Below are 18383 nucleotides of genomic sequence, written 5' to 3'. Positions count from 1 at the left end.
CGACGAACTCATCGAGAACTAGTCGTGGTACGGCTCCGCGCTCACCAGGGTCACCTTCACCTCGGCGCCGTTGGGCACCGTGTAGCTGCGGGTCTCGCCGACCTTGGCGTCGATGAGTGCGCCACCCAGCGGCGAGCTGGGGGAGTACACCTCGAGCTTGCCGTCCTTGACGCCCTCCTGGCGGGTGGCGATGAGGAAGGTCTCGGTGTCGTCCTTGTCGCCGTCGTAGTAGACCTTGACAACCGACCCGGGCAGCGCGACACCGGACTGCGTCGGGACCTCGCCCACCTTGGCGTTGTTGAGCAACTCTTGTAGCTGACGAATGCGTGCCTCCTGCTGACCCTGCTCCTCGCGGGCGGCGTGGTAGCCGCCGTTCTCACGCAGGTCTCCCTCTTCGCGGCGCTCGTTGATCTCTGCGGCGATGACGGGGCGGTTGGCGATCAGTTGGTCGAGTTCCGCCTTGAGCCGATCATGTGATTCCTGGGTCAGCCAGGTCACCTGGGTGTCGGTCATGGTGCAGGTACTCCTTGTCTCAGGCCAGCAACGTCCACTGGCGCTCCTCTATCGGGTGCCGGGTCGGGTGCATTGCTGCGGTATTCACTCTCCAAAATGCAGCAATACACGGTCCCAGCAGGGATCCGTGTATCCGGCCAGCATACCACTGTCGCTGTGATGTTCAGCCTATTTTTGGGCGAGGTTTGCCCGATGTGAACGTTGCCGACGTGTGTCTGGCGGCCCCGGTGCCGTCCCGCGGCGCCGGGGCTCAAGAAATTGAGGTCAGGGCCCGACGAGATACGGCGGAACTGCCAGGCTGCAGCCGTAAACATCCCCGGTCACCGGGGGGCGGGTCGACTTCACCAGCGCTGTGACCGGCGCTGTTCGTTCCGGAGACGGTGGTACCAGCACCTCGCGCCGCCCGGTCTCGCTGCCGTCGATAGATCGCGCCCGCAGGATGCAGACCGCCGGTTTGGACGGGTCTTTCCGCTCCACGGAGGCGGTAACGGAAACCGTCGAAGAGTCCACGATTCTGTAGGCGGAAAGTTCGCCCTTGACGTCTCCTGGGCCCAATCGCGCATATCCGATCGCAGCGATCACCACTCCGGCCACAATGACCAACGCGGTCAGCGCCATCGCGATCCAGCGGCCGCGGTTGGGCTTGGCGGGCTTGGTCCCGTAACGGTCCTCTGGTCGCTGCACGGGTCAACGGTATGACGGGTACACAGGGGATGAAACGATGGGGGCGTGAGTCCTCCATCGAGGACAAGGGACGTGACCAGAAAGAGGCGGGCGCGCGGGTGAGCGGATGGCGATTGATGGCGGTGCACGCCCACCCCGATGACGAGGCCAGCAAGGGTGCCGCGACCACGGCGCGGTATGCCGCCGAGGGCAACGACGTCATCGTGGTGACGCTGACGGGCGGGGAGCGCGGGGACATCCTCAATCCGGCGATGGACCGCCCCGAGGTCGCCGCGAACATCGGGACCATCCGTCGGGAGGAGATGGCCAAGGCCGCGGCCGAGTTGGGCGTGCAACATCGCTGGCTCGGCTATGTGGATTCCGGTCTTCCCCAGGGCGACCCGCTGCCGCCACTGCCCAGCGACTCGTTTGCGCTGGTGCCCATCGACGAGCCGATCGCCAAGTTGGTTGCGGTGATCCGGGAATTCCGGCCACATGTCATGACGACCTACGACGAGAACGGCGGCTATCCGCATCCGGATCACATTCGGTGCCACGAGGTGTCGATGGCTGCCTTCGAGGCCGCGGCGGATCCTGAGCAGTTCCCCGAGGCGGGTGAGCCGTGGACCGTCAGCAAGATCTATTACAACCATGGATTCATGCGCGCGCGTATGCAGTTGCTCAACGATGAGTGCAAGAAACATGGATACAAGGGGCCGTTCGACGAATGGCTTGAGCGCTGGCCTGCCGATGACGACACCTTTGATCGCCGGGTGACTACCCGCGTGCCCTGCGCCGACTTTTTCGATGCCCGGGATGCCGCGCTGCGTGCGCATGCGTCTCAAATTCCCCCGGACAGTAGTTTTTTCGCAGTCCCGCGCGAGTTCGAGCGACGGCTGTGGCCTACCGAGGACTTCGAGCTCGCGAAGTCACGCGTGCCGACGAGCACCCCAGAGGACGACTTGTTCGCAGGAGTTGAAGCCAAATGATGTTGATGGACGCCGTGCTGGTACTCGCCGACGAGAAGAGCCCGACCAATGTCGGACCCGATTTCGGTAAGGCCGGCCCGTTCGGTTTGACGGTGGTGGTGCTGCTGCTGGTGGGCACCTTCTTCCTGGTTCGGTCGATGAATGCGCATCTGCGTAAGTTGCCGGAGACATTCGACCCCGAACACCCCGAGCCAGATCAGGCCGTCGACGACGGCACGGTCGGAACCTCCGCCGAGGAACCCGAGACACCGTCGGGCTCCACCGATCAGCGGGGCGATGACCGTTAACCGGCTGGGCGAGGCGACCAGTCCTTATCTGCGCCAGCACGTCGACAACCCGGTGCACTGGCAGCAGTGGACGCCAGAGGCGTTGCAGGAAGCACAGTCTCGCGATGTGCCCATCCTGCTGTCGATCGGGTACGCGGCCTGTCATTGGTGCCACGTGATGGCCCATGAGTCCTTCGAGGACGACGAGGTCGCCGCCGTCATGAACGCCGGGTTCGTCAACATCAAGGTCGACCGCGAGGAGCGTCCGGACCTGGACGCCGTCTATATGAATGCCACCGTCGCGATGAATGGGCAGGGCGGGTGGCCCATGACGTGCTTTCTCACCCCGGACGGCCGTCCCTTCTACACCGGGACCTATTACCCGAAACAGGGCTTTCTGCAGCTGCTTTCGGCGGTCCGTGAGACCTGGGATCAGCGCCGGGACGAGGTGGAAGAGGCGGCCTCGAGCATTACCGGCCAGCTGCAGGCGATGTCCGGACGCCTGCCCGCCGGGCCCGGGGTAGATATCGCGCTGTGCGATACCGCGATCGCCGCGATTCTGCCCGCGGAGGATATGCGCTTCGGGGGATTCGGTGTTTCCGGCGGGGGGCCGAAGTTTCCGCCTTCGTCTCTGCTGGAGGCGCTGCTGCGCGGATACGAACGAACCGGAGACGACGCGGTGCTCGGGGCGGTGGCCCGGACCGCGACGGCGATGGCGCGTGGCGGCATCTACGACCAGTTGGCCGGAGGTTTCGCGCGGTACAGCGTGGACGCGGCCTGGGTGGTGCCGCATTTCGAAAAGATGCTCTACGACAACGCGCTCTTGCTGCGTGTCTACGCGCATTGGGCTCGCCGCACCGGCGACGCGCTGGCGCGGCGAATCGCCTCCGAGACGGCCGATTTCCTGCTGCGCGAGCTGCGGGTGGGCGACCTGTTCGTCTCGTCGCTGGATGCCGACGCCGACGGCTCCGAGGGCTCCACGTACGTGTGGACGCCCGAGCAGCTCGCCGAGATCCTGGGTCCGCAAGACGGTGACTGGGCCGCAACGCTTTTCGAGGTGACGCCGACGGGAACCTTCGAACACGGGAGCTCGGTGCTGCAGCTGTTGCGCGATCCCGACGGCGACGAAGACGTGGATCGGTGGCGCCGCGTGCGCGAGGCGCTGCTGGCGGCGCGACGGCACCGGGTGCAGCCCGGCCGCGACGACAAGGCAGTCACCGCTTGGAATGGGCTGGCCATCACCGCCCTCGTCGAAGCCTCGATCGCGCTGGACCGCAACGATCTGTTGGATGCGGCGGCCAGCTGCGCCGCCGAGCTGCTGGATCTACATCTGCGCGACGGGCGGCTGCGGCGCGCGAGCCTGGGCGGGCAGGTGTCCGAGGGGGACGGTGTGCTCGAGGACTACGGCACGCTCGCGACGGGCCTGCTGTCCTTGTATCAGGTGACCGGTGAATGGCGCTGGCGTGAGGCCGCCGCGCAGCTGCTCGATACCGCCCTCGATCATTTCGCTGATCCGGAATCGCCCGGCGCGTGGTTCGACGTCGCCGACGATGCCGAGCAGCTGGTGCTCAGGCCGAGCGATCCCCTGGACGGCGCGACCCCGTCCGGGGCGTCCTCGGTGACCGAGGCGCTGCTTATCGGCGGTTATCTGCTGGAGGACGCTCGCTACCGGGAAGCCGCGCACGCCTCGCTGTCGGCGGCATCGATGGCGCTGGCACGCGCACCACAATCGGCCGGCCATTGGCTGGCGGTGGCCGAGGCCGCGGTGCGGGGTCCGATCCAGGTCGCGGTGGCCTGCGGCGCCGGGACCTCGCCACTGTTGCGAAGGGCACGGCTGTCGGCACCCGGGGGCGCGATTGTGGTTGGTGGAGTTAAGGATTCGAGCGAGCTACTGCGCGACAGGGGGCAGGTGGGCGACGCCGACGCCGCCTACGTGTGCCGGGGTACCGTCTGCGATCTCCCGGTGACCGGGACCGAACAATTAGACGCCGCGTTGGGTAGGTAGCGTCCGGAGCATGACCGTAACCCGCGAAGATGTTCTCGCCGTCGTCCAGAGCTACTGCGATCTGCTCACCACGGGCACCGCAGCACAGATCGCCGACCTGTACGCCGACGACGCGACCGTCGAGGATCCGCTGGGTGCCGACGTCCTCAAGGGCCGTGAGGCGATCCAGGGCTTTTACGCCGCCATCGAGCCACTGGACCGTCACGGCGAGCTGAAGTTGGTGCGGGCCACGAACAACGAGGCCGCATTCCACTTCGAGCTGACCATCAAGCACGAGAACGGTGGCATGGTCATCGCGCCGATCGACGTGATGACCTTCGACGACAACGGCAAGATCAGCTCGATGCGGGCCTTCTGGACCCAGGACGACATCAAGCAGCTCTAGTTTCTTGGGCCTGCTGGTTCGCCGTCAGAAGACGGCGAACCAGACAGCGATGTAGTGGCAGGTCGCGGCGATGACGGTCGCGGCATGGAAGAACTCGTGATGACCGAAGTGCAGCGGCCACGGGTTGGGCCATTTCACGGCGTACAGGATCGCGCCGATGCTGTAGAACGCGCCGCCGACGATCAGTAGCACCAGGGCGGGCACCCCGGCGCCGTGTAGGAGCGTCGATGAGAATCCGATCGCCACCCACCCCAGCAGCAGGTACAGCGGCACCCCGACCCAGCGTGGTGCCGTCGGCCAACACATCTTGAGAATCACCCCGGCGAGCGCGCCGCCCCACACGATGGCGAGCACCAGATTGCCCTCCGCGGGCGGCATCGCAAGCATCGCGAACGGGGTGTAGCTGCCCGCGATGAAGATGAAGATCATCGAATGATCCATCCGCTTCATCCAGGTGCGGGTGGTCTCGGATTTCCAGTTCACCCGGTGATAGGCGGCGCTGACCCCGAATACACCCAGCACCGTCAGGCTGTAGATGGCGGTGGCCAGGCCTGCTTCCGGTGAGCGCACCGACCAGGCGACCGACACCAACACGATTCCCGCGATCGCGGCGGTGACGCACGCGTAGAAATGGATCCAGCCACGCGCCTTGGGTTTGATCGGGAGAGTCTCGATACCGCCGACGAATGCGGCCATCGGCAGGGAATGCTCAGAACCATGTGCTTCGGGGGCAAGCTGGGGGTCCCTCCCGCTTGCGGGGGCCTCATCGGTGCCGGTGCCTCTTCCCGCAAGCGGCTCATCGGTGCCGGTGCCTCTTCGCGCAAGCGGCTCATCGGTGCCGGTGCCTCTTCCCGCAAGCGGCTCATCGGTCTGCATGCGTCACAGTATCCCTTCCCGTCCAGGCCGCGATTGTGAACGTTCTGTGCAGATCCATATCTGCTGCGTAGTCGTGGCTCGGGCGCGCGGTCGGCTCGCTAGGCTGGGTCCGTGGAGATCATCCCGCCGAGGCTGAAGGAACCGCTGTACAAGCTCTACGAAATGCGGCTTCGTCAGGAGCTGGCCAAGGCGTCGAAACCGCGGCATATCGCCGTCCTGTGCGACGGAAACCGCCGCTGGGCGCGGTCGGCGGGGTACACCGATGTCAGCCATGGATACCGGATGGGTGCCCGCAAGATCGGCGAGATGCTGGGCTGGTGTCAGGACGCCGGCGTCGAGATGGCCACCGTGTACCTGTTGTCGGCCGAGAATCTCACCCGCGACCCCGATCAGCTCGGCGAGCTATTGGAGATCATCACCGACGTCGTGGAGGAGCTGTGCGCCCCGCAGAACAAGTGGAGCGTGCGCAGCGTGGGAGACCTTGATCTGCTGCCCGACGAGGTGGCTGAGCGCATGCGGCAGGCCGTGAAGTCCGCCCCCTCGGATGCCGCCTTCCATGTGAACGTGGCGGTCGGCTACGGGGGCAGGCAGGAGATCACCGATGCGGTACGCACCCTGTTGAACAAGGAGCTGGCCAACGGGGCCACCGCCGAGCAGCTGGTGCAGGCGGTGACCGTCGACGCCATCTCCGAGAACCTGTACACCTCCGGACAGCCGGATCCGGATCTGGTGATCCGGACATCGGGGGAGCAGCGTTTGTCAGGATTCCTGCTCTGGCAGAGTGCCTATTCCGAGATGTGGTTCACCGACGCATATTGGCCCGAGTTTCGGCGGGTGGATTTCCTGCGCGCGCTGCGCGACTACGCGGCGAGAAACCGGCGATTCGGGCAGTAGTCATCGACGGCCCATCAGCTCGTCAATCTCCTGGATCGACCATCGCGCGGATTCCGTGTGGTCGCGGTATCCCAGCGGCGTCGGGACCTGTCGCGCGAAACGTCCGATGAATCCGCCTGCGGCGATGAATATCTGGCCGGTGATGCGTGCGGAGAGATCGCCGGCGAGATAGGCGTACAGCGGTGCCACACACTCGGCCGGTGCGGGTTCGAGCGAAGCCCGGAGGGTCATTTCGTCGAGTAGTCCCCGTGCGTGTAGGTCGTGCAGGTGCGCGGTGTACTCCTCTCCTTCGGAGAGCCGGGTGCGGGCGCCGGGGCAGATGACGTTCGCGCGCACACCGCTTTGCTTCAGCTCGGCGGCGATGGCCAAGGTCAGTCCATGGACTGCCGCCTTGCCCGCCGGATAGCCCGTGCCGCCGTAGATACCCAGGGAGGCGGTCGATCCGGTGTTGATGATGGTTCCATGCCGTTGGGCGGCCATGAGCGGTGCGACGACGCGGCAGGTGTGGAAAACGGTGCCCAGGTGTGCATCGATCAGTCGTCGAAAGTCATCGGGGGTGATGGTCAGGATGGAGGACCCGGCAGGCTCCGGTATGCCCGCGCAGTTGATCAACGCGTCGATGCCACCGAACTCATCGCGGCAGGTGTTGATCAGATCCGTGGCTGTCTGCTCGTTGTCGGGCGACCCGACAAAAGCGACTGCTGTACCGCCGCTGGATGTGATTGCGTCGACCGTCTCATCGACCGCATCGGCGTGCCGACCGTTGACAACCACACGGGTGCCGAGCTCGCCGAGGAGTTGTGCTGTTGCGCGGCCGATCCCGCGGCTACCGCCGACTACGACACAATTGGCCATCGGGGCCTCAGTGCGAGACCGGACAGTAGTCCGTGTCGAATTTCTTGATGCCGTTGATCCAGCCCGAATGGAACCGGGGCGCATCCCCGATCCGTGAGATGTCGGGCATACGATCGGCGATCTTGTTGAAGATGATCTCCAGCTCGACCTTTGCGAGGTTGGCCCCCAGGCAGTAGTGGGCTCCTGTGCCGCCGAAGCCCAGATGCGGGTTAGGGTCGCGGGTGATGTCGAAGGTATGCGGGTTCGCGAACACTTCCTCGTCGAAGTTGGCTGACGGGTAGAGCATGACCACTCGTTCACCGGCCTTGATGGGAACACCGCCGACCACGGTGTCCTGCAGCGCGGTTCGTTGTTGCGAGATCAGCGGCGAGGTGTACCGGACTATCTCGTCGACGGCGGAGGCCGGCCTGTCCTTCTTGAACAGTTCCCATTGATCCGGGTGTTCCAGAAAGGCCATCATGCCCATGGTGGTCGCATTCCGGGTGGTTTCATTACCTGCCACCGACAGCATCACGACAAAGAAACCGAACTGCTCCGGGGTGAGCTGTTCCCCGTCCACCGTCCCGGTCAGCAGGCGGGACACTACGTCATTGCCCGGACAGTCGCGGCGCTGCTCGGCGAGCTGATATGAATAGCCGAGGATCTGAGCGGCGCCGATCCGCGGGTCGATCTCCACATCGGCTTCGTCGTAGCCCGTCATCTGATTGCTCCACTCGAAGAGCTTGACGCGGTCTTCTTCTGGAACGCCGATCAATTCGGCGATGGCCTGCATGGGCAGCTCGCTGGCCACCTCGCGAACGAACTCGCCGTGTCCACCTTCGAGGGCGGCACGCACGATCCGTTCCGCCCGGTCCTCCAGTGTGATGCGCAACGCCGCGATGGAGCGTGGGGTGAACATGCGGGACACCAGCCCGCGCAGCTGGGTGTGTTCGGGGGCGTCCTTGTTGATGAGGACTGACAGGGTGGCCTGGAACTCTTCAGGGCTGATGTGGTCCTCGAGGCGGGGGATGGCGCCCTTGCGGCCCGACGAGAAGATATCGGTATGCAGCGAAACCTCCCGAACATCACGGTGTTTGGAGATAACCCAGTAGCCGTCGTCGGCGAACCCGCCCACCGTCCGCGGCTGCGGGTTCCACCAGACGGGTGCTTCGCGCCGCAGGGTCGCGAATTCTTCGTGTGGCATCCGCTCGCCGTACAGCCCGGGATCAGTGAAATCGAAGCCTTCCGGAAGGCCGAGTTCTGCAGCGCTTTTCATGGCGCTCACCAGAGGGGGACCGGGGTCTTGCCCAGGGGGTAGTAGCCGGGCACCTTCTCGCCCGAGAGACCGCGCTGGATGCGTTTCTGCATACCCGCGCTGAGCTTGCCGGCCTTGATGAGGTCCATGTACAGGGCGGACACATGGCCGAAGTCGAAGAAGTCGCGTTGCCAATTCCATTGACCGTTACCGGCATACCGGAACCAGCTGCCCCCGATGCCATACACGGTCAGATCGTCACCGCCGGCTTCGTCATTCCCGCCGGTGACCACCTGCTTCCAGAATCCGATCACCTCGCCCTGTTTGTCGTCGACAATCACCTTCTGGTAGGGATACGTCCAGCCTTCGAGGCCCTCCATCTCTTGGCCGAGGGCGATCTCGCGTATTTCTTCCACGCCGACACACATCACGTCTTCCTTGGGGCCGATGTTCCACCCGTAGGTGGCATCGTCGGTGTAGAAGCGTGCCAACGGTTTCCAGTCGCCGGCCTTTTCGGCGTCCAGGTTGGCCTGTAGCCAGTCCGCGACGACATCGTCAAGTTCTTGGCGTGGGAATTCGGGCACAGTCGGCACTCCTAATCCTTTTCGGTGATGAACAGGGCTCGGGCAGGACATTCCTCGACGGCGCGCTCGACCTCGTCGCGAGCCTCCTCGGGGGGTTCGTGGTCGAGAATTTCGACGGTGCCTCGCTTGGGGACGCGGAAGTAGTCCGGGGCCTCCAATTCGCACATCGCGTGGCCTTGGCACAGGTCGCGGTCGACATCGACCCGAAACGGCATCAGGGCCTCCGGCGCCGGTAGCGGACCTTGGCTGGCTGCGCCAGTTGCACCACCATCTTGGAGTGGTCGTTATGGTACGAGTCGGCCGGCTGTGCCATCTCGAACTCATACTCGCGCAATAGCACTGAGAAGATCGCCTTGATCTGCATGGTGGCGAAGGCCGCGCCCACGCAGCGGTGTCTGCCCGCCCCAAATGGTATCCATGTCCAGCGATTGACGATGTCTTCCTGCCGCGGCTTCTCGTAGCGGTCCGGTACGAAACCATCCGGGTCGGGGAAATCCTCGGCGATCCGGTTCGAGACGGCGGGGGAGGCCGCCACCATGTCGCCGTGGTGAATGGGGAACCCGCCCACCTCGAATTCGCCCTTGGCGACTCGCATCAGGACGATGAGCGGCGGGTGTAGTCGCAGCGTCTCCTTGAGCACATTTTCCAGCTTCGGGATTTGGCGCAGCGCATGGAAACTCACCTCGCTCCCGTCCGCGTACAACTCGTTCAGCTCGTCGATGACCTGCGTTTGGATATCGGGGTGCCGCAGCAGCTCGATGAGGACCCAGGAGGCGGTACCCGAGCTGGTGTGGTGCCCGGCGAACATCATGGAGATGAACATGCCGGTGATCTCGTCGGCGGTGAAGCGGGGATTGCCGTCCTCGTCCTTGATCATGATCAGCACATCGAGCATGTCGCGCTGACTCTTATCCGTCGGCGGGCTGGCGATCCGGCTATTCATGATCTCTTGAACGAGCGCCACCAAGCCCTGTCGCGCAGCATCGCGTTGACGGAAGCTCTCGATCTCCAGGTACGGGTCCACGTAGCACAACGGGTCGGTGCCCTGCTCCAGCTGGTGGTACAGGTGCGCGAACCTGCCGTCCAGCTCGTCACGAAACTTCTTTCCGATCAAGCAGGCCGAGGAGGTATAGATGGTCAGCTCGGCGAAGAAGTCGAGAAGATCGATCTCACCGCTTGCGCCCCACTGCGAGATCATCTGCCGGACTTCGTTTTCGATGGTTGCGGCGTGGCCCTTCATCTGTTCGCCGCGTAGCGCCGCGTTGTGCAGCATCTCCTTGCGGCGTTCCGGGTCGGCATCGAACACCACGCCCTTGCCGAAGATCGGTGTCATGAACGGGTAGGCCTCGGCCTGGTCCAGGTCCTCGTCGCTGGAGCGGAAGAAGAACTCGTTGGCCTCGGCACCGGAGAGAAACACCACCTGTTTGTCGGCGAGCTGGAAGGTGCCGACGTTTCCGCATTCCTCCCGGATGCGTTTCATCAGTGCGATGGGATCGGTGCGGAATTCCTCGAGGTGGCCGTACTGGTCCTCACCGCCGGAGACCCGTGGAACGGTGGGAGTGGTCACGATGGCATTCCTTCCTCACCAAGCTCGAGTTTCTGTTTGTCGGCAGGAGCATCCTTCAGCGGCGCTTCGGGCTGCACTTCCATCTCCGCGATATGTGCGCCCCTGGGAGTTTCGGCGACGAAGGCGACTGCGCGGGCGATATCGGAGGGACGCAGGAAGTAGGAGTGACGTGCCTGCCCCCAGGACTTCCAGTCCTCCAACATGGGACCCACCTGCTCAGCGGATAGCTGCCAGCCCATCGACGTCAGGGTCGGGCCGGGATGCACGATCGACGCGCGGACTCCAGTGCCTTCCAGCTCCATACGCATGGTGTTCACCATCGCGAGCAGCGCCGCCTTGGCCGCACCGTAGGCACCCATGTGCGGGCGCTGATGCAGCGCGACATCGGAGCCGATGAACACCACATCGCCACGCTGGCGGGCCACCATATCCGGCACGATCGCGGTGGCGAGCCGATTTGCGCCGAGCAGGTGCACCTGGATCTGGGAGGCGAAGATATCGGCGCTCATCTCATGGACCCGGCCGGGATACATGTCGCCCGCGCCGGACACCAGCAGATCGATTTCGCCCAGCGCATCGATGCTCTGTGCCACAAAAGATTTCACGGAGTCCGCATCGGTGACATCGAGGGGGAACGCCACGGCCTCACCGCCGTCGGCCCGGATCTTCTCGACGAGTTCGGTCAGCTTGTCCACGCGGCGGGCGCCGAGCGCAACCGGGAATCCGCGGCTCGCGAGTTCAGTGGCCGCCGCCGCCCCGATGCCCGAGGAGGCGCCGGCGATGACGGTTGGGCGGCGGTCCGGATGTGGCTCAAATCGCGGCATCAGGCTTCCTCCCTCAATTGCACGGTGATGGGTAGATAGGCGAATCCGCGGACATTGCTGGAATGCACACGTACGGAGGCACTTTCGTCGATCTCGTAGCGCCGGATCCGGGTGAAAAGTTCCGTCAAGGCGACCTTGGCCTCCATTCGTGCCAGGTGTGCGCCGAGGCAGAAGTGTGCACCACTGCCGAAGCTCACGAGCTTGGAGCCGATCTCCCGCCCGATGCGGTAGTCGTCGGCATCCTCGAACACCCGGTCGTCGCGGTTGGCAGAACCGGGAAGGAGTAGCAGGATGTCACCGGCAGGGATGGTCGTGTCGTACAACGTCATATCCTCGGCAACGGTGCGCGCGAGGATCTGGCTCGAGGTGTCATAGCGCAGCGATTCCTCCACCCACAGCGGTATCCGGTCGTGGTCTGCGTAGACGCCGGCGAGCTGATCGGGATTGCGGTGGCCCCAGTACACGGCGTTGGCCAGCAGCTTGGTGGTGGTCTCGTTACCGGCGATCACCATGAGGAACAGGAAGGCGATCACTTCCTCGTCGGTGAGGCGGTCGCCGTCGATTTCCGCCTGCAACAGAGCGGACGTCAGATCGTTTGAGGGCTGACGTCTCCGCTCCTTGACCATGTCGATGTAGTAGGTCATCAGGTCGATGGACGCCTGGATGGCCTTCTGTGGCACGTCGGCGACACCATCCTCGCGATGCATGACACCGTCGGCCAACTCCCGGATGCGGGTGCGGTCGGGCTCGGGTACGCCCATCAGCTCCGAGATGACGTCCATGGGCAGCTTGCCGGCGTAATCGGCGATGAAATCGAACGCTCCCCCCGAAGCGCGCTGCAACGCCGTATCCAAGTGCGTGCGTGCCAGCGCGACGACCCGGCCCTCGAGCTCGCGGATTCGCCTGGGGGTAAACCCCTTCGATACCAGCGTGCGCAATCGAAGGTGCTCGGGGTCGTCCATGGCCAGGAACGACATCACCAATTTGGCATGCGGCCCAAAGGAGGCCTTGTCCATCGAGACGCCGTTGGCGTTGGACAGTGCTTCGCTGTTCCTAAAGCCCTGCAACACATCCTGGTGTCGCGAGAGTGCCCAGAAGTTCAGCTCGTCGTTGTGGTACAGCGGTGCCTCGTCGCGCAATCGCCGGTAGTACGGGTACGGGTCTTCGTGGAAGTCATAGTCGTACGGGTCGAACACCAGTGAGGACATCGAGGCGGCTGTCATTCGTTCTTTCCCAGCATGAGATCCACCACGAAGGTGAGTTTGTCGGCGATCTCGTGATATGTGAAGGTGCCGCTGCCCGCGTGCATGAGGGCGCCGAAGAAGGTCATTTCCAGGGCCGACACCACGCGTGGATCTGCGTCGGGGCCCATTGCCGAGCGGATCCTGCGGTGGATCTCCAGTCCGATCTTGTCGCGGACGGCGCGCACGGCCTCATCGGTGTTGCTGAGCAGTGCGGTCGTGCATCCCGTTGCGATCTCGGGCTCGTCGGCAACCACCAATGCCAGGCTCCGCAGCGTCTTGGTGACCCGTGCGGGCTGCCCGTCGTTCACGTCCGTGAAGTAGGGCGCCTCATGGATGAGATCGAGGTAGATCTCGGCGACCAGATGACTTTTGGAGGAGAAGTACGTGTACGCGGTCGCGGGAGCGACCTTCGCGCGGGCCGCTACGCCGCGGATTGTCATATCCGCATACGTGGTCTCGCCGAGCATCTCTCGGCCCGCGGTGACGATCTTGCGGATCGTCTCCTCCTGCCGCCGGTTTCGTGGCGATTCGCTTGTGAGGGTCACCACAGCTTCACTGGACACGTGTCCAGATTAGCGTGTGCGTCGATTCTGGGCAAGATGTCATGTGAAAAATGCTGTCCACCACCAATTTATGGCTATTACCTGGCTGCAGTCTTGCCATGTTGGGACTTAGATGGTTATGGTTCTGGAGTGGGGAATGGACAAGTGTCCAGATTCTTGGAATGAGGTGACATGGCGCTTCTGGCCGATGGCGACAGTGATCTGTTCATCGACGGAAAGTTGATTCCCGGCGGTGCCGGGCGGTTCCCGACGGTGAACCCGGCCACCGAGGAGGTGCTCGGCACCGCGGCCGATGCCGACGTCGATGACATGAGCCATGCCATCGAGGCGGCGCGTCGTGCGTTCGACGACACCGAGTGGTCGCGGGATGTGGGTCTGCGCGTGCAGTGTCTCCGTCAGCTTCGGGACGGCTTGAAGGCTCATATCGACGAATTGCGGGAGCTGACCATCGCCGAGGTGGGGGCACCTCGGATGCTGACCGCGGGTGCACAGCTCGAAGGGCCGGTGGACGATCTGCGGTTCGCCGCCGACACCGCGGAATCTTTCGATTGGAAGGCCGACCTCGGTATTGCCTCACCCATGGGCATCAAAACCCGGCGCACCCTCGCGCGTGAGGCCGTCGGTGTGGTCGGGGCGGTGACGCCGTGGAACTTTCCGCATCAGATCAACCTCGCCAAGGTGGGCCCGGCGCTGGCCGCGGGTAACACCCTGATACTCAAGCCCGCGCCGGATACTCCATGGTGTGCAGCGGTATTGGGGCGAATCATCGCCGAGCACACCGACTTTCCCCCGGGCGTCTTCAATATCGTCACCTCCAGTGACCATCGAATCGGTGCGCAGCTGTCGACGGATCCCCGGGTCGACATGGTGTCGTTCACTGGCTCCACGGCGACTGGGCGCGCGGTGATGACCGATGCGGCGGTCACCGTCAAGAAGGTATTTCTGGAGCTCGGTGGCAAGTCGGCGTTCATCGTGCTCGACGATGCAGAGCTGGGCGGGGCATGCTCGGTCGCTGGATTCACCGCGGCGATGCATGCCGGCCAGGGTTGTGCGATCACCACCCGGTTGGTGGTGCCGCGCGCACGCTATGACGAGGCGGTACAGGCGGCGGCGGCGACCATGGGTTCGCTGAAACCGGGCGATCCCCAGAAGCCGGGAACGGTGTGTGGGCCGGTCATCTCGGCACGTCAGCGTGACAGAGTCCAGTCCTATTTGGATCTGGCCGTCGCCGAGGGTGGTTCGTTCGCCTGTGGTGGCGGGCGGCCGGAGGGCAAGGACCGGGGCTTCTATATCGAACCCACCGTCGTCGCCGGGCTGACCAACGACGCACGGGTGGCACGCGAGGAGATTTTCGGTCCGGTACTCGTGGTGATTGCGCATGACGGCGACGACGACGCGGTGCGGATTGCCAACGACTCACCGTACGGACTGTCCGGAACGGTGTTCAGCGGAGACGACGAGCGCGCGGCACGGGTCGCATCGCGGCTTCGGGTCGGGACCGTGAATGTCAATGGCGGAGTGTGGTACTCCGCCGACGCGCCCTTCGGTGGGTACAAGCAATCGGGTATCGGCAGGGAAATGGGTGTCGCTGGTTTCGAGGAGTACCTGGAAACCAAGGTCATCGCAACGGCTGTGAAGTAGGAAGGACTCTAAGGTGAATTCGACTGGGCAGTTTGAGGGAAAAGTCGCCATCGTCACCGGTGCCGCACAGGGCATCGGCGAGGCGTATGCGCATGCGCTCGCGCGCGAAGGTGCCGCGGTGGTGGTCGCCGATATCAACGCCGAGTTGGGTGAGGGCGTCGCCAAGCAGATCGTGGCCGACGGTGGCAAGGCCATTTTCGCGAGCGTCGACGTCTCCGACCCTGATTCGGCGATAGCCATGGCGGACAAGGCAGTGGCCGAGTTCGGCGGTATCGACTTTCTGGTGAACAACGCGGCGATCTACGGCGGGATGAAGCTCGATCTGCTGCTGTCGGTGCCGTGGGATTACTACAAGAAGTTCATGAGCGTGAACCAGGATGGGGCCCTGGTGTGTACCCGGGCCGTGTACAAGCACATCGCCAAGCGCGGCGGCGGCGCCATCGTCAACCAATCCTCCACGGCGGCATGGCTGTATTCGGGCTTTTATGGACTGGCGAAGGTGGGCATCAACGGCCTCACCCAACAGCTTTCCCGTGAGCTGGGCGGACAGAAGATCCGCATCAACGCCATCGCGCCGGGGCCCACCGACACCGAGGCAACTCGCGGCACCGTGCCGGAGCAGTTCCGCAGCGAGCTGGTCAAGAACATCCCGCTGAGCCGTATGGGCACCGTCGACGACATGGTGGGCATGTGCCTGTTCTTGCTGTCGGACAAGGCGTCCTGGATTACCGGTCAGGTATTCAATGTCGATGGCGGACAGATCATCCGATCATGACGGGATGTTCTTTGCGACTCGGATACATCGGACTGGGCAACATGGGTGCCCCCATGGCCCAGCGATTGGTCGATTGGCGCGGCGGCCTCACCGTCTTCGACGTGCGGGCCGAGGCAATGGCACCGTTGGTCGAGGCGGGTGCACAAGCGGCGGACGGCCTGGCCGATATCGCGGGTGCCGACCTGATCAGTGTCACGGTGCTGGACGACGCACAGGTTCGTGAGGTTGTCAGGGAGCTGGCGCCGGAGGTAAAGCCCGGCACCATCATCGCGATCCACTCCACCATCAGCGATACGACTGCCGTGGAATTGGCGGAGTACTGGCTGCCGCGCAATGTCCACGTCATCGATGCGCCGGTAAGCGGTGGCGCCCCCGGTGCACACAAGGGTGAACTTGCCACCATGGTCGGCGCCGGCGATGCGACGTTCGCGCGGGTCAAGGAGCCCTTCTCGATGTGGGCGTCGCTGGTGATTCATGCCGGCGTCCCGGGCGCGGGTACCCGAATGAAGCTGGCGCGCAACCTCCTGCATTTCGTTGCCTTCACCGCGGCGGGAGAAGCGCAGCGACTGGCCGAAAGCTGCGGGCTGGATATCACCGACCTGGGCAAGGTGGTGCGCCACACGGATGCCATCACCGGCGGGCCGGGCGCCATCATGTTGCGAGACACCACCGAACCGGTGGCATCGGACAGCTTCTGGCTCCCTATCTTCACGCATGTGCGCGGTCTCGGTGAAAAGGACCTGAGCCTGGCACTGGCGCTGGGTGAACAGCAGTCGGTCCAGCTGCCGCTGGCGGCGCTGGCCCGTGACCGGCTGGCGGCGAGTCTTGGTGTGCCACATGCTGTGCCGTCTGTGGAGGGAGATATCTAATGGATGAGCTGCGCCGCAAGGGTCTGGACAAGATGAAAGAGGTCTACGGCTGGGACATGCCCGACCTGCCCGGCGACTACTTCAAGTACACCGCAGAACATCTCTTCGGCACCATTTGGGATAGGCCCGAGCTGTCCATGCGTGATCGCCGGCTGCTGCTCCTCGGCGCGGTCAGTGCCCTGGGGCTCGACGAGATACTGGAGATCCAGACGGGGGCCGCACTCAAGAACGGTGAGCTCACCGATGCCGAGCTGCGGGAGGTCGCGCTGTTCATCACGCACTACGTCGGGTGGCCACTGGGGCAACGGGTCAACAAGCACGTCGAGATGGCCGTAGCAAAAAATAATGAAGCGAAACGTTCCAAGAAAAACACGGAGTCCCCGGGTGACTAGCCGATTCTCCGGGTTAACCCAGGGCCAGTTGGCGGTCCTGGTTCCCGAGCTGCTGCTCATCGGTCAGCTCATCGACCGTTCCGGAATGGCCTACTGCATACAGCATTTCGGAAGGGAGGAGATGCTCCAGGTCGCCATAGAGGAGTGGGCGTCATCCAGCCCGATCTACACCCGGCGCATGCAGAAGGCGCTGCGATTCGAGGGCGACGATGTGATCACCATCTTCAAGGGTATGCAGCTCGATATCGGGGCTCCGCCACAGTTCATGGACTTCCGGTACACCGTGCATGACAAGTGGCATGGGGAGTTTCATCTTGACCACTGTGGTGCGTTACTCGACGTGGAGCCGCTCGGGCCCGACTATGTGACGGGTATGTGTCACGATATCGAAGATCCCACATTCGATGCGACGGCATTCGCCACTAATCCGCATGCGCAGGTTCGGCCGATTCACCGGCCGCCGCGCACGCCTGCGGACAGGCATCCGCACTGTGCGTGGACGGTCACCATCGACGAGTCCTATCCGGCGGTGTCAGGGATTCCGGAACTCGATATGGTCGGCGAGTCCATAGCGGCCAGTTGGGAACTGGATGCAATTGATACCGCCGGACCGGGGGCCTCCGACTACTCAGGGCCTCTGCTATCGGATCTGGACTTTGGTGACTTCTCGCATTCGGCGCTGGTGCGGATAGCCGACGAGATCTGTCTGCAGATGCATCTCTTGTTTCTCGGGTTCTCGATCGCGGTGGGCAAGAGGGCTCCCGATGCTGAGTTGGCGCGCACCATTCGCACCCAACAGCTCATCGGTATTGCGGGTGTCGCCGCGGCGAGGATCAAGCAGGCGTTGCTGCTTCCCGGCGGGATCGATGGTGTGCTGCAGGTACTCCACGTGCACCCACTGTTGAGTCCCGTCGGATACGTGAACGCCGACATCTCCGGTGGCCAGCTCCATGTGTGGGGGTCACCCGCACACCAGGATCAGGCCTGGATCTCCTTGTGTGGGCCCGCCGAAATGCGGCCACTGCAGGCGATCGCGACGGCGGTCGATCCGCATATCGGCCTAGAGATTTCGGGAGACGCCGAGGAATGGGTGGCCGCGTTCATCGAGCATGAGGGCGAGGACAAGCAGCTGCCCGAGGTGATGATCGCAAACGTCAGCGGGGGATCGCGGTTCGTTTTCGAGCCGCGCAAGTCGCTGCCGTTGACGGTGGTCTGAGGTGCCCGTGGCGAAGAGATCGAAATAC

General features: G+C 64.0%; 21 protein-coding genes. 10 read left to right on the top strand and 11 right to left on the bottom strand.

The genetic code is table 11. The annotated features are described in order from the left end of the window. Window positions 1-18: 18 nt before the first annotated feature. Window positions 19-513 (bottom strand): transcription elongation factor GreA, encoded by a 495-nt coding sequence (greA, locus tag AC5Y5C_RS19515; RefSeq protein ID WP_057967215.1) that lies wholly within the window; start codon window positions 511-513, stop codon window positions 19-21. Between the two features lie 264 nt (window positions 514-777). Further along, entirely contained in the window at window positions 778-1197 is a 420-nt protein-coding gene (locus tag AC5Y5C_RS19510) for a DUF4307 domain-containing protein (protein WP_499975453.1), read from the bottom strand. Window positions 1198-1295: 98 nt separating this feature from the next. On the opposite strand from AC5Y5C_RS19510, the gene mca reads away from it, so the two are divergent. The 4 genes from mca to AC5Y5C_RS19490 are packed head-to-tail and all read left to right on the top strand — an operon-like array spanning window position 1296 to window position 4821. Next, window positions 1296-2165, top strand: a complete 870-nt coding sequence (gene mca, locus AC5Y5C_RS19505; RefSeq protein ID WP_499976090.1) for a mycothiol conjugate amidase Mca — start codon at window positions 1296-1298, stop codon at window positions 2163-2165. Next, entirely contained in the window at window positions 2162-2452 is a 291-nt protein-coding gene (locus AC5Y5C_RS19500) for a hypothetical protein (RefSeq protein ID WP_078292912.1), read from the top strand. The genes mca and AC5Y5C_RS19500 overlap by 4 nt, the downstream gene beginning before the upstream one ends. Next, on the top strand, window positions 2442-4436 hold the full coding sequence (locus tag AC5Y5C_RS19495) for a thioredoxin domain-containing protein (RefSeq protein WP_499975451.1): 1995 nt from the start codon (window positions 2442-2444) through the stop codon (window positions 4434-4436). Before AC5Y5C_RS19500 ends, AC5Y5C_RS19495 begins: the two co-directional genes overlap by 11 nt. A 10-nt stretch (window positions 4437-4446) precedes the next feature. Next, window positions 4447-4821, top strand: coding sequence for a nuclear transport factor 2 family protein (locus tag AC5Y5C_RS19490; RefSeq protein WP_499975449.1), 375 nt, complete (start codon window positions 4447-4449; stop codon window positions 4819-4821). A gap of 24 nt (window positions 4822-4845) precedes the next feature. Here AC5Y5C_RS19490 and trhA read toward each other — a convergent pair whose 3' ends face one another. After that, window positions 4846-5697 (bottom strand): PAQR family membrane homeostasis protein TrhA, encoded by an 852-nt coding sequence (gene trhA / locus AC5Y5C_RS19485; RefSeq protein WP_499975446.1) that lies wholly within the window; start codon window positions 5695-5697, stop codon window positions 4846-4848. Between the two features lie 111 nt (window positions 5698-5808). Between trhA and AC5Y5C_RS19480 the strand changes: the two genes are divergently transcribed. Further along, window positions 5809-6591, top strand: coding sequence for a (2Z,6E)-farnesyl diphosphate synthase (locus AC5Y5C_RS19480; RefSeq protein ID WP_499975444.1), 783 nt, complete (start codon window positions 5809-5811; stop codon window positions 6589-6591). Here AC5Y5C_RS19480 and AC5Y5C_RS19475 read toward each other — a convergent pair whose 3' ends face one another. Genes AC5Y5C_RS19475 through AC5Y5C_RS19440 form a run of 8 tightly spaced genes read right to left on the bottom strand, consistent with a single transcriptional unit; the run spans window position 6592 to window position 13462 of the window. Then, the gene (locus AC5Y5C_RS19475; RefSeq protein WP_499975442.1) at window positions 6592-7446 is read right to left on the bottom strand and encodes an SDR family NAD(P)-dependent oxidoreductase; all 855 of its coding nucleotides are present in this window, start codon (window positions 7444-7446) and stop codon (window positions 6592-6594) included. It lies immediately after the preceding gene. Window positions 7447-7453: 7 nt separating this feature from the next. Then, window positions 7454-8701, bottom strand: a complete 1248-nt coding sequence (locus AC5Y5C_RS19470; protein ID WP_499975441.1) for a cytochrome P450 — start codon at window positions 8699-8701, stop codon at window positions 7454-7456. A gap of 5 nt (window positions 8702-8706) precedes the next feature. Beyond that, window positions 8707-9264: a Cif family virulence factor gene (locus AC5Y5C_RS19465; protein WP_499976088.1), complete on the bottom strand. Its 558-nt coding sequence runs from the start codon at window positions 9262-9264 to the stop codon at window positions 8707-8709. 11 nt (window positions 9265-9275) lie between these two features. Next, a complete protein-coding gene (fdx, locus tag AC5Y5C_RS19460; protein WP_499975439.1) occupies window positions 9276-9479 on the bottom strand; it encodes a ferredoxin Fdx in 204 nt (67 codons plus the stop codon). Next, the gene (cyp51, locus tag AC5Y5C_RS19455; RefSeq protein ID WP_499975436.1) at window positions 9479-10831 is read right to left on the bottom strand and encodes a lanosterol 14-alpha demethylase; all 1353 of its coding nucleotides are present in this window, start codon (window positions 10829-10831) and stop codon (window positions 9479-9481) included. The genes fdx and cyp51 overlap by 1 nt, the downstream gene beginning before the upstream one ends. After that, complete coding sequence (locus AC5Y5C_RS19450) at window positions 10828-11655, bottom strand: SDR family oxidoreductase (protein WP_499975434.1); 828 nt, start codon at window positions 11653-11655, stop codon at window positions 10828-10830. Before AC5Y5C_RS19450 ends, cyp51 begins: the two co-directional genes overlap by 4 nt. Continuing rightward, the gene (locus tag AC5Y5C_RS19445; RefSeq protein ID WP_499975432.1) at window positions 11655-12878 is read right to left on the bottom strand and encodes a cytochrome P450; all 1224 of its coding nucleotides are present in this window, start codon (window positions 12876-12878) and stop codon (window positions 11655-11657) included. Before AC5Y5C_RS19445 ends, AC5Y5C_RS19450 begins: the two co-directional genes overlap by 1 nt. Beyond that, window positions 12875-13462, bottom strand: coding sequence for a TetR/AcrR family transcriptional regulator (locus tag AC5Y5C_RS19440; RefSeq protein ID WP_499975425.1), 588 nt, complete (start codon window positions 13460-13462; stop codon window positions 12875-12877). The genes AC5Y5C_RS19445 and AC5Y5C_RS19440 overlap by 4 nt, the downstream gene beginning before the upstream one ends. A 171-nt stretch (window positions 13463-13633) precedes the next feature. Between AC5Y5C_RS19440 and AC5Y5C_RS19435 the strand changes: the two genes are divergently transcribed. The 5 genes from AC5Y5C_RS19435 to AC5Y5C_RS19415 are packed head-to-tail and all read left to right on the top strand — an operon-like array spanning window position 13634 to window position 18355. Continuing rightward, window positions 13634-15103 (top strand): aldehyde dehydrogenase, encoded by a 1470-nt coding sequence (locus AC5Y5C_RS19435; RefSeq protein WP_499975421.1) that lies wholly within the window; start codon window positions 13634-13636, stop codon window positions 15101-15103. A gap of 13 nt (window positions 15104-15116) precedes the next feature. After that, on the top strand, window positions 15117-15878 hold the full coding sequence (locus AC5Y5C_RS19430) for an SDR family oxidoreductase (protein ID WP_499975416.1): 762 nt from the start codon (window positions 15117-15119) through the stop codon (window positions 15876-15878). Beyond that, window positions 15875-16747, top strand: a complete 873-nt coding sequence (locus AC5Y5C_RS19425; RefSeq protein ID WP_499975414.1) for an NAD(P)-dependent oxidoreductase — start codon at window positions 15875-15877, stop codon at window positions 16745-16747. Before AC5Y5C_RS19430 ends, AC5Y5C_RS19425 begins: the two co-directional genes overlap by 4 nt. After that, window positions 16747-17139, top strand: a complete 393-nt coding sequence (locus AC5Y5C_RS19420) for a carboxymuconolactone decarboxylase family protein (protein WP_499975410.1) — start codon at window positions 16747-16749, stop codon at window positions 17137-17139. The genes AC5Y5C_RS19425 and AC5Y5C_RS19420 overlap by 1 nt, the downstream gene beginning before the upstream one ends. Continuing rightward, window positions 17132-18355, top strand: coding sequence for a hypothetical protein (locus AC5Y5C_RS19415; protein WP_499975407.1), 1224 nt, complete (start codon window positions 17132-17134; stop codon window positions 18353-18355). The genes AC5Y5C_RS19420 and AC5Y5C_RS19415 overlap by 8 nt, the downstream gene beginning before the upstream one ends. Window positions 18356-18383 lie beyond the last annotated feature (28 nt).

The sequence above is a fragment of the Mycobacterium sp. NGS15 genome (assembly GCF_059813245.1).
Note: the sequence above shows the minus strand (reverse complement) of the source record. Positions and strands in the feature narration are given on the sequence as shown.

Coding starts and splice junctions, on each gene's coding strand:
- greA (WP_057967215.1), bottom strand. CDS start 513: ATGACCGACACCCAGGTGACCTGGCTGACCCAGGAATCACATGATCGG.
- AC5Y5C_RS19500 (WP_078292912.1), top strand. CDS start 2,162: ATGATGTTGATGGACGCCGTGCTGGTACTCGCCGACGAGAAGAGCCCG.
- AC5Y5C_RS19495 (WP_499975451.1), top strand. CDS start 2,442: ATGACCGTTAACCGGCTGGGCGAGGCGACCAGTCCTTATCTGCGCCAG.
- AC5Y5C_RS19490 (WP_499975449.1), top strand. CDS start 4,447: ATGACCGTAACCCGCGAAGATGTTCTCGCCGTCGTCCAGAGCTACTGC.
- trhA (WP_499975446.1), bottom strand. CDS start 5,697: ATGCAGACCGATGAGCCGCTTGCGGGAAGAGGCACCGGCACCGATGAG.
- AC5Y5C_RS19475 (WP_499975442.1), bottom strand. CDS start 7,446: ATGGCCAATTGTGTCGTAGTCGGCGGTAGCCGCGGGATCGGCCGCGCA.
- AC5Y5C_RS19470 (WP_499975441.1), bottom strand. CDS start 8,701: ATGAAAAGCGCTGCAGAACTCGGCCTTCCGGAAGGCTTCGATTTCACT.
- fdx (WP_499975439.1), bottom strand. CDS start 9,479: ATGCCGTTTCGGGTCGATGTCGACCGCGACCTGTGCCAAGGCCACGCG.
- AC5Y5C_RS19450 (WP_499975434.1), bottom strand. CDS start 11,655: ATGCCGCGATTTGAGCCACATCCGGACCGCCGCCCAACCGTCATCGCC.
- AC5Y5C_RS19445 (WP_499975432.1), bottom strand. CDS start 12,878: ATGACAGCCGCCTCGATGTCCTCACTGGTGTTCGACCCGTACGACTAT.
- AC5Y5C_RS19435 (WP_499975421.1), top strand. CDS start 13,634: ATGGCGCTTCTGGCCGATGGCGACAGTGATCTGTTCATCGACGGAAAG.
- AC5Y5C_RS19425 (WP_499975414.1), top strand. CDS start 15,875: ATGACGGGATGTTCTTTGCGACTCGGATACATCGGACTGGGCAACATG.
- AC5Y5C_RS19420 (WP_499975410.1), top strand. CDS start 16,747: ATGGATGAGCTGCGCCGCAAGGGTCTGGACAAGATGAAAGAGGTCTAC.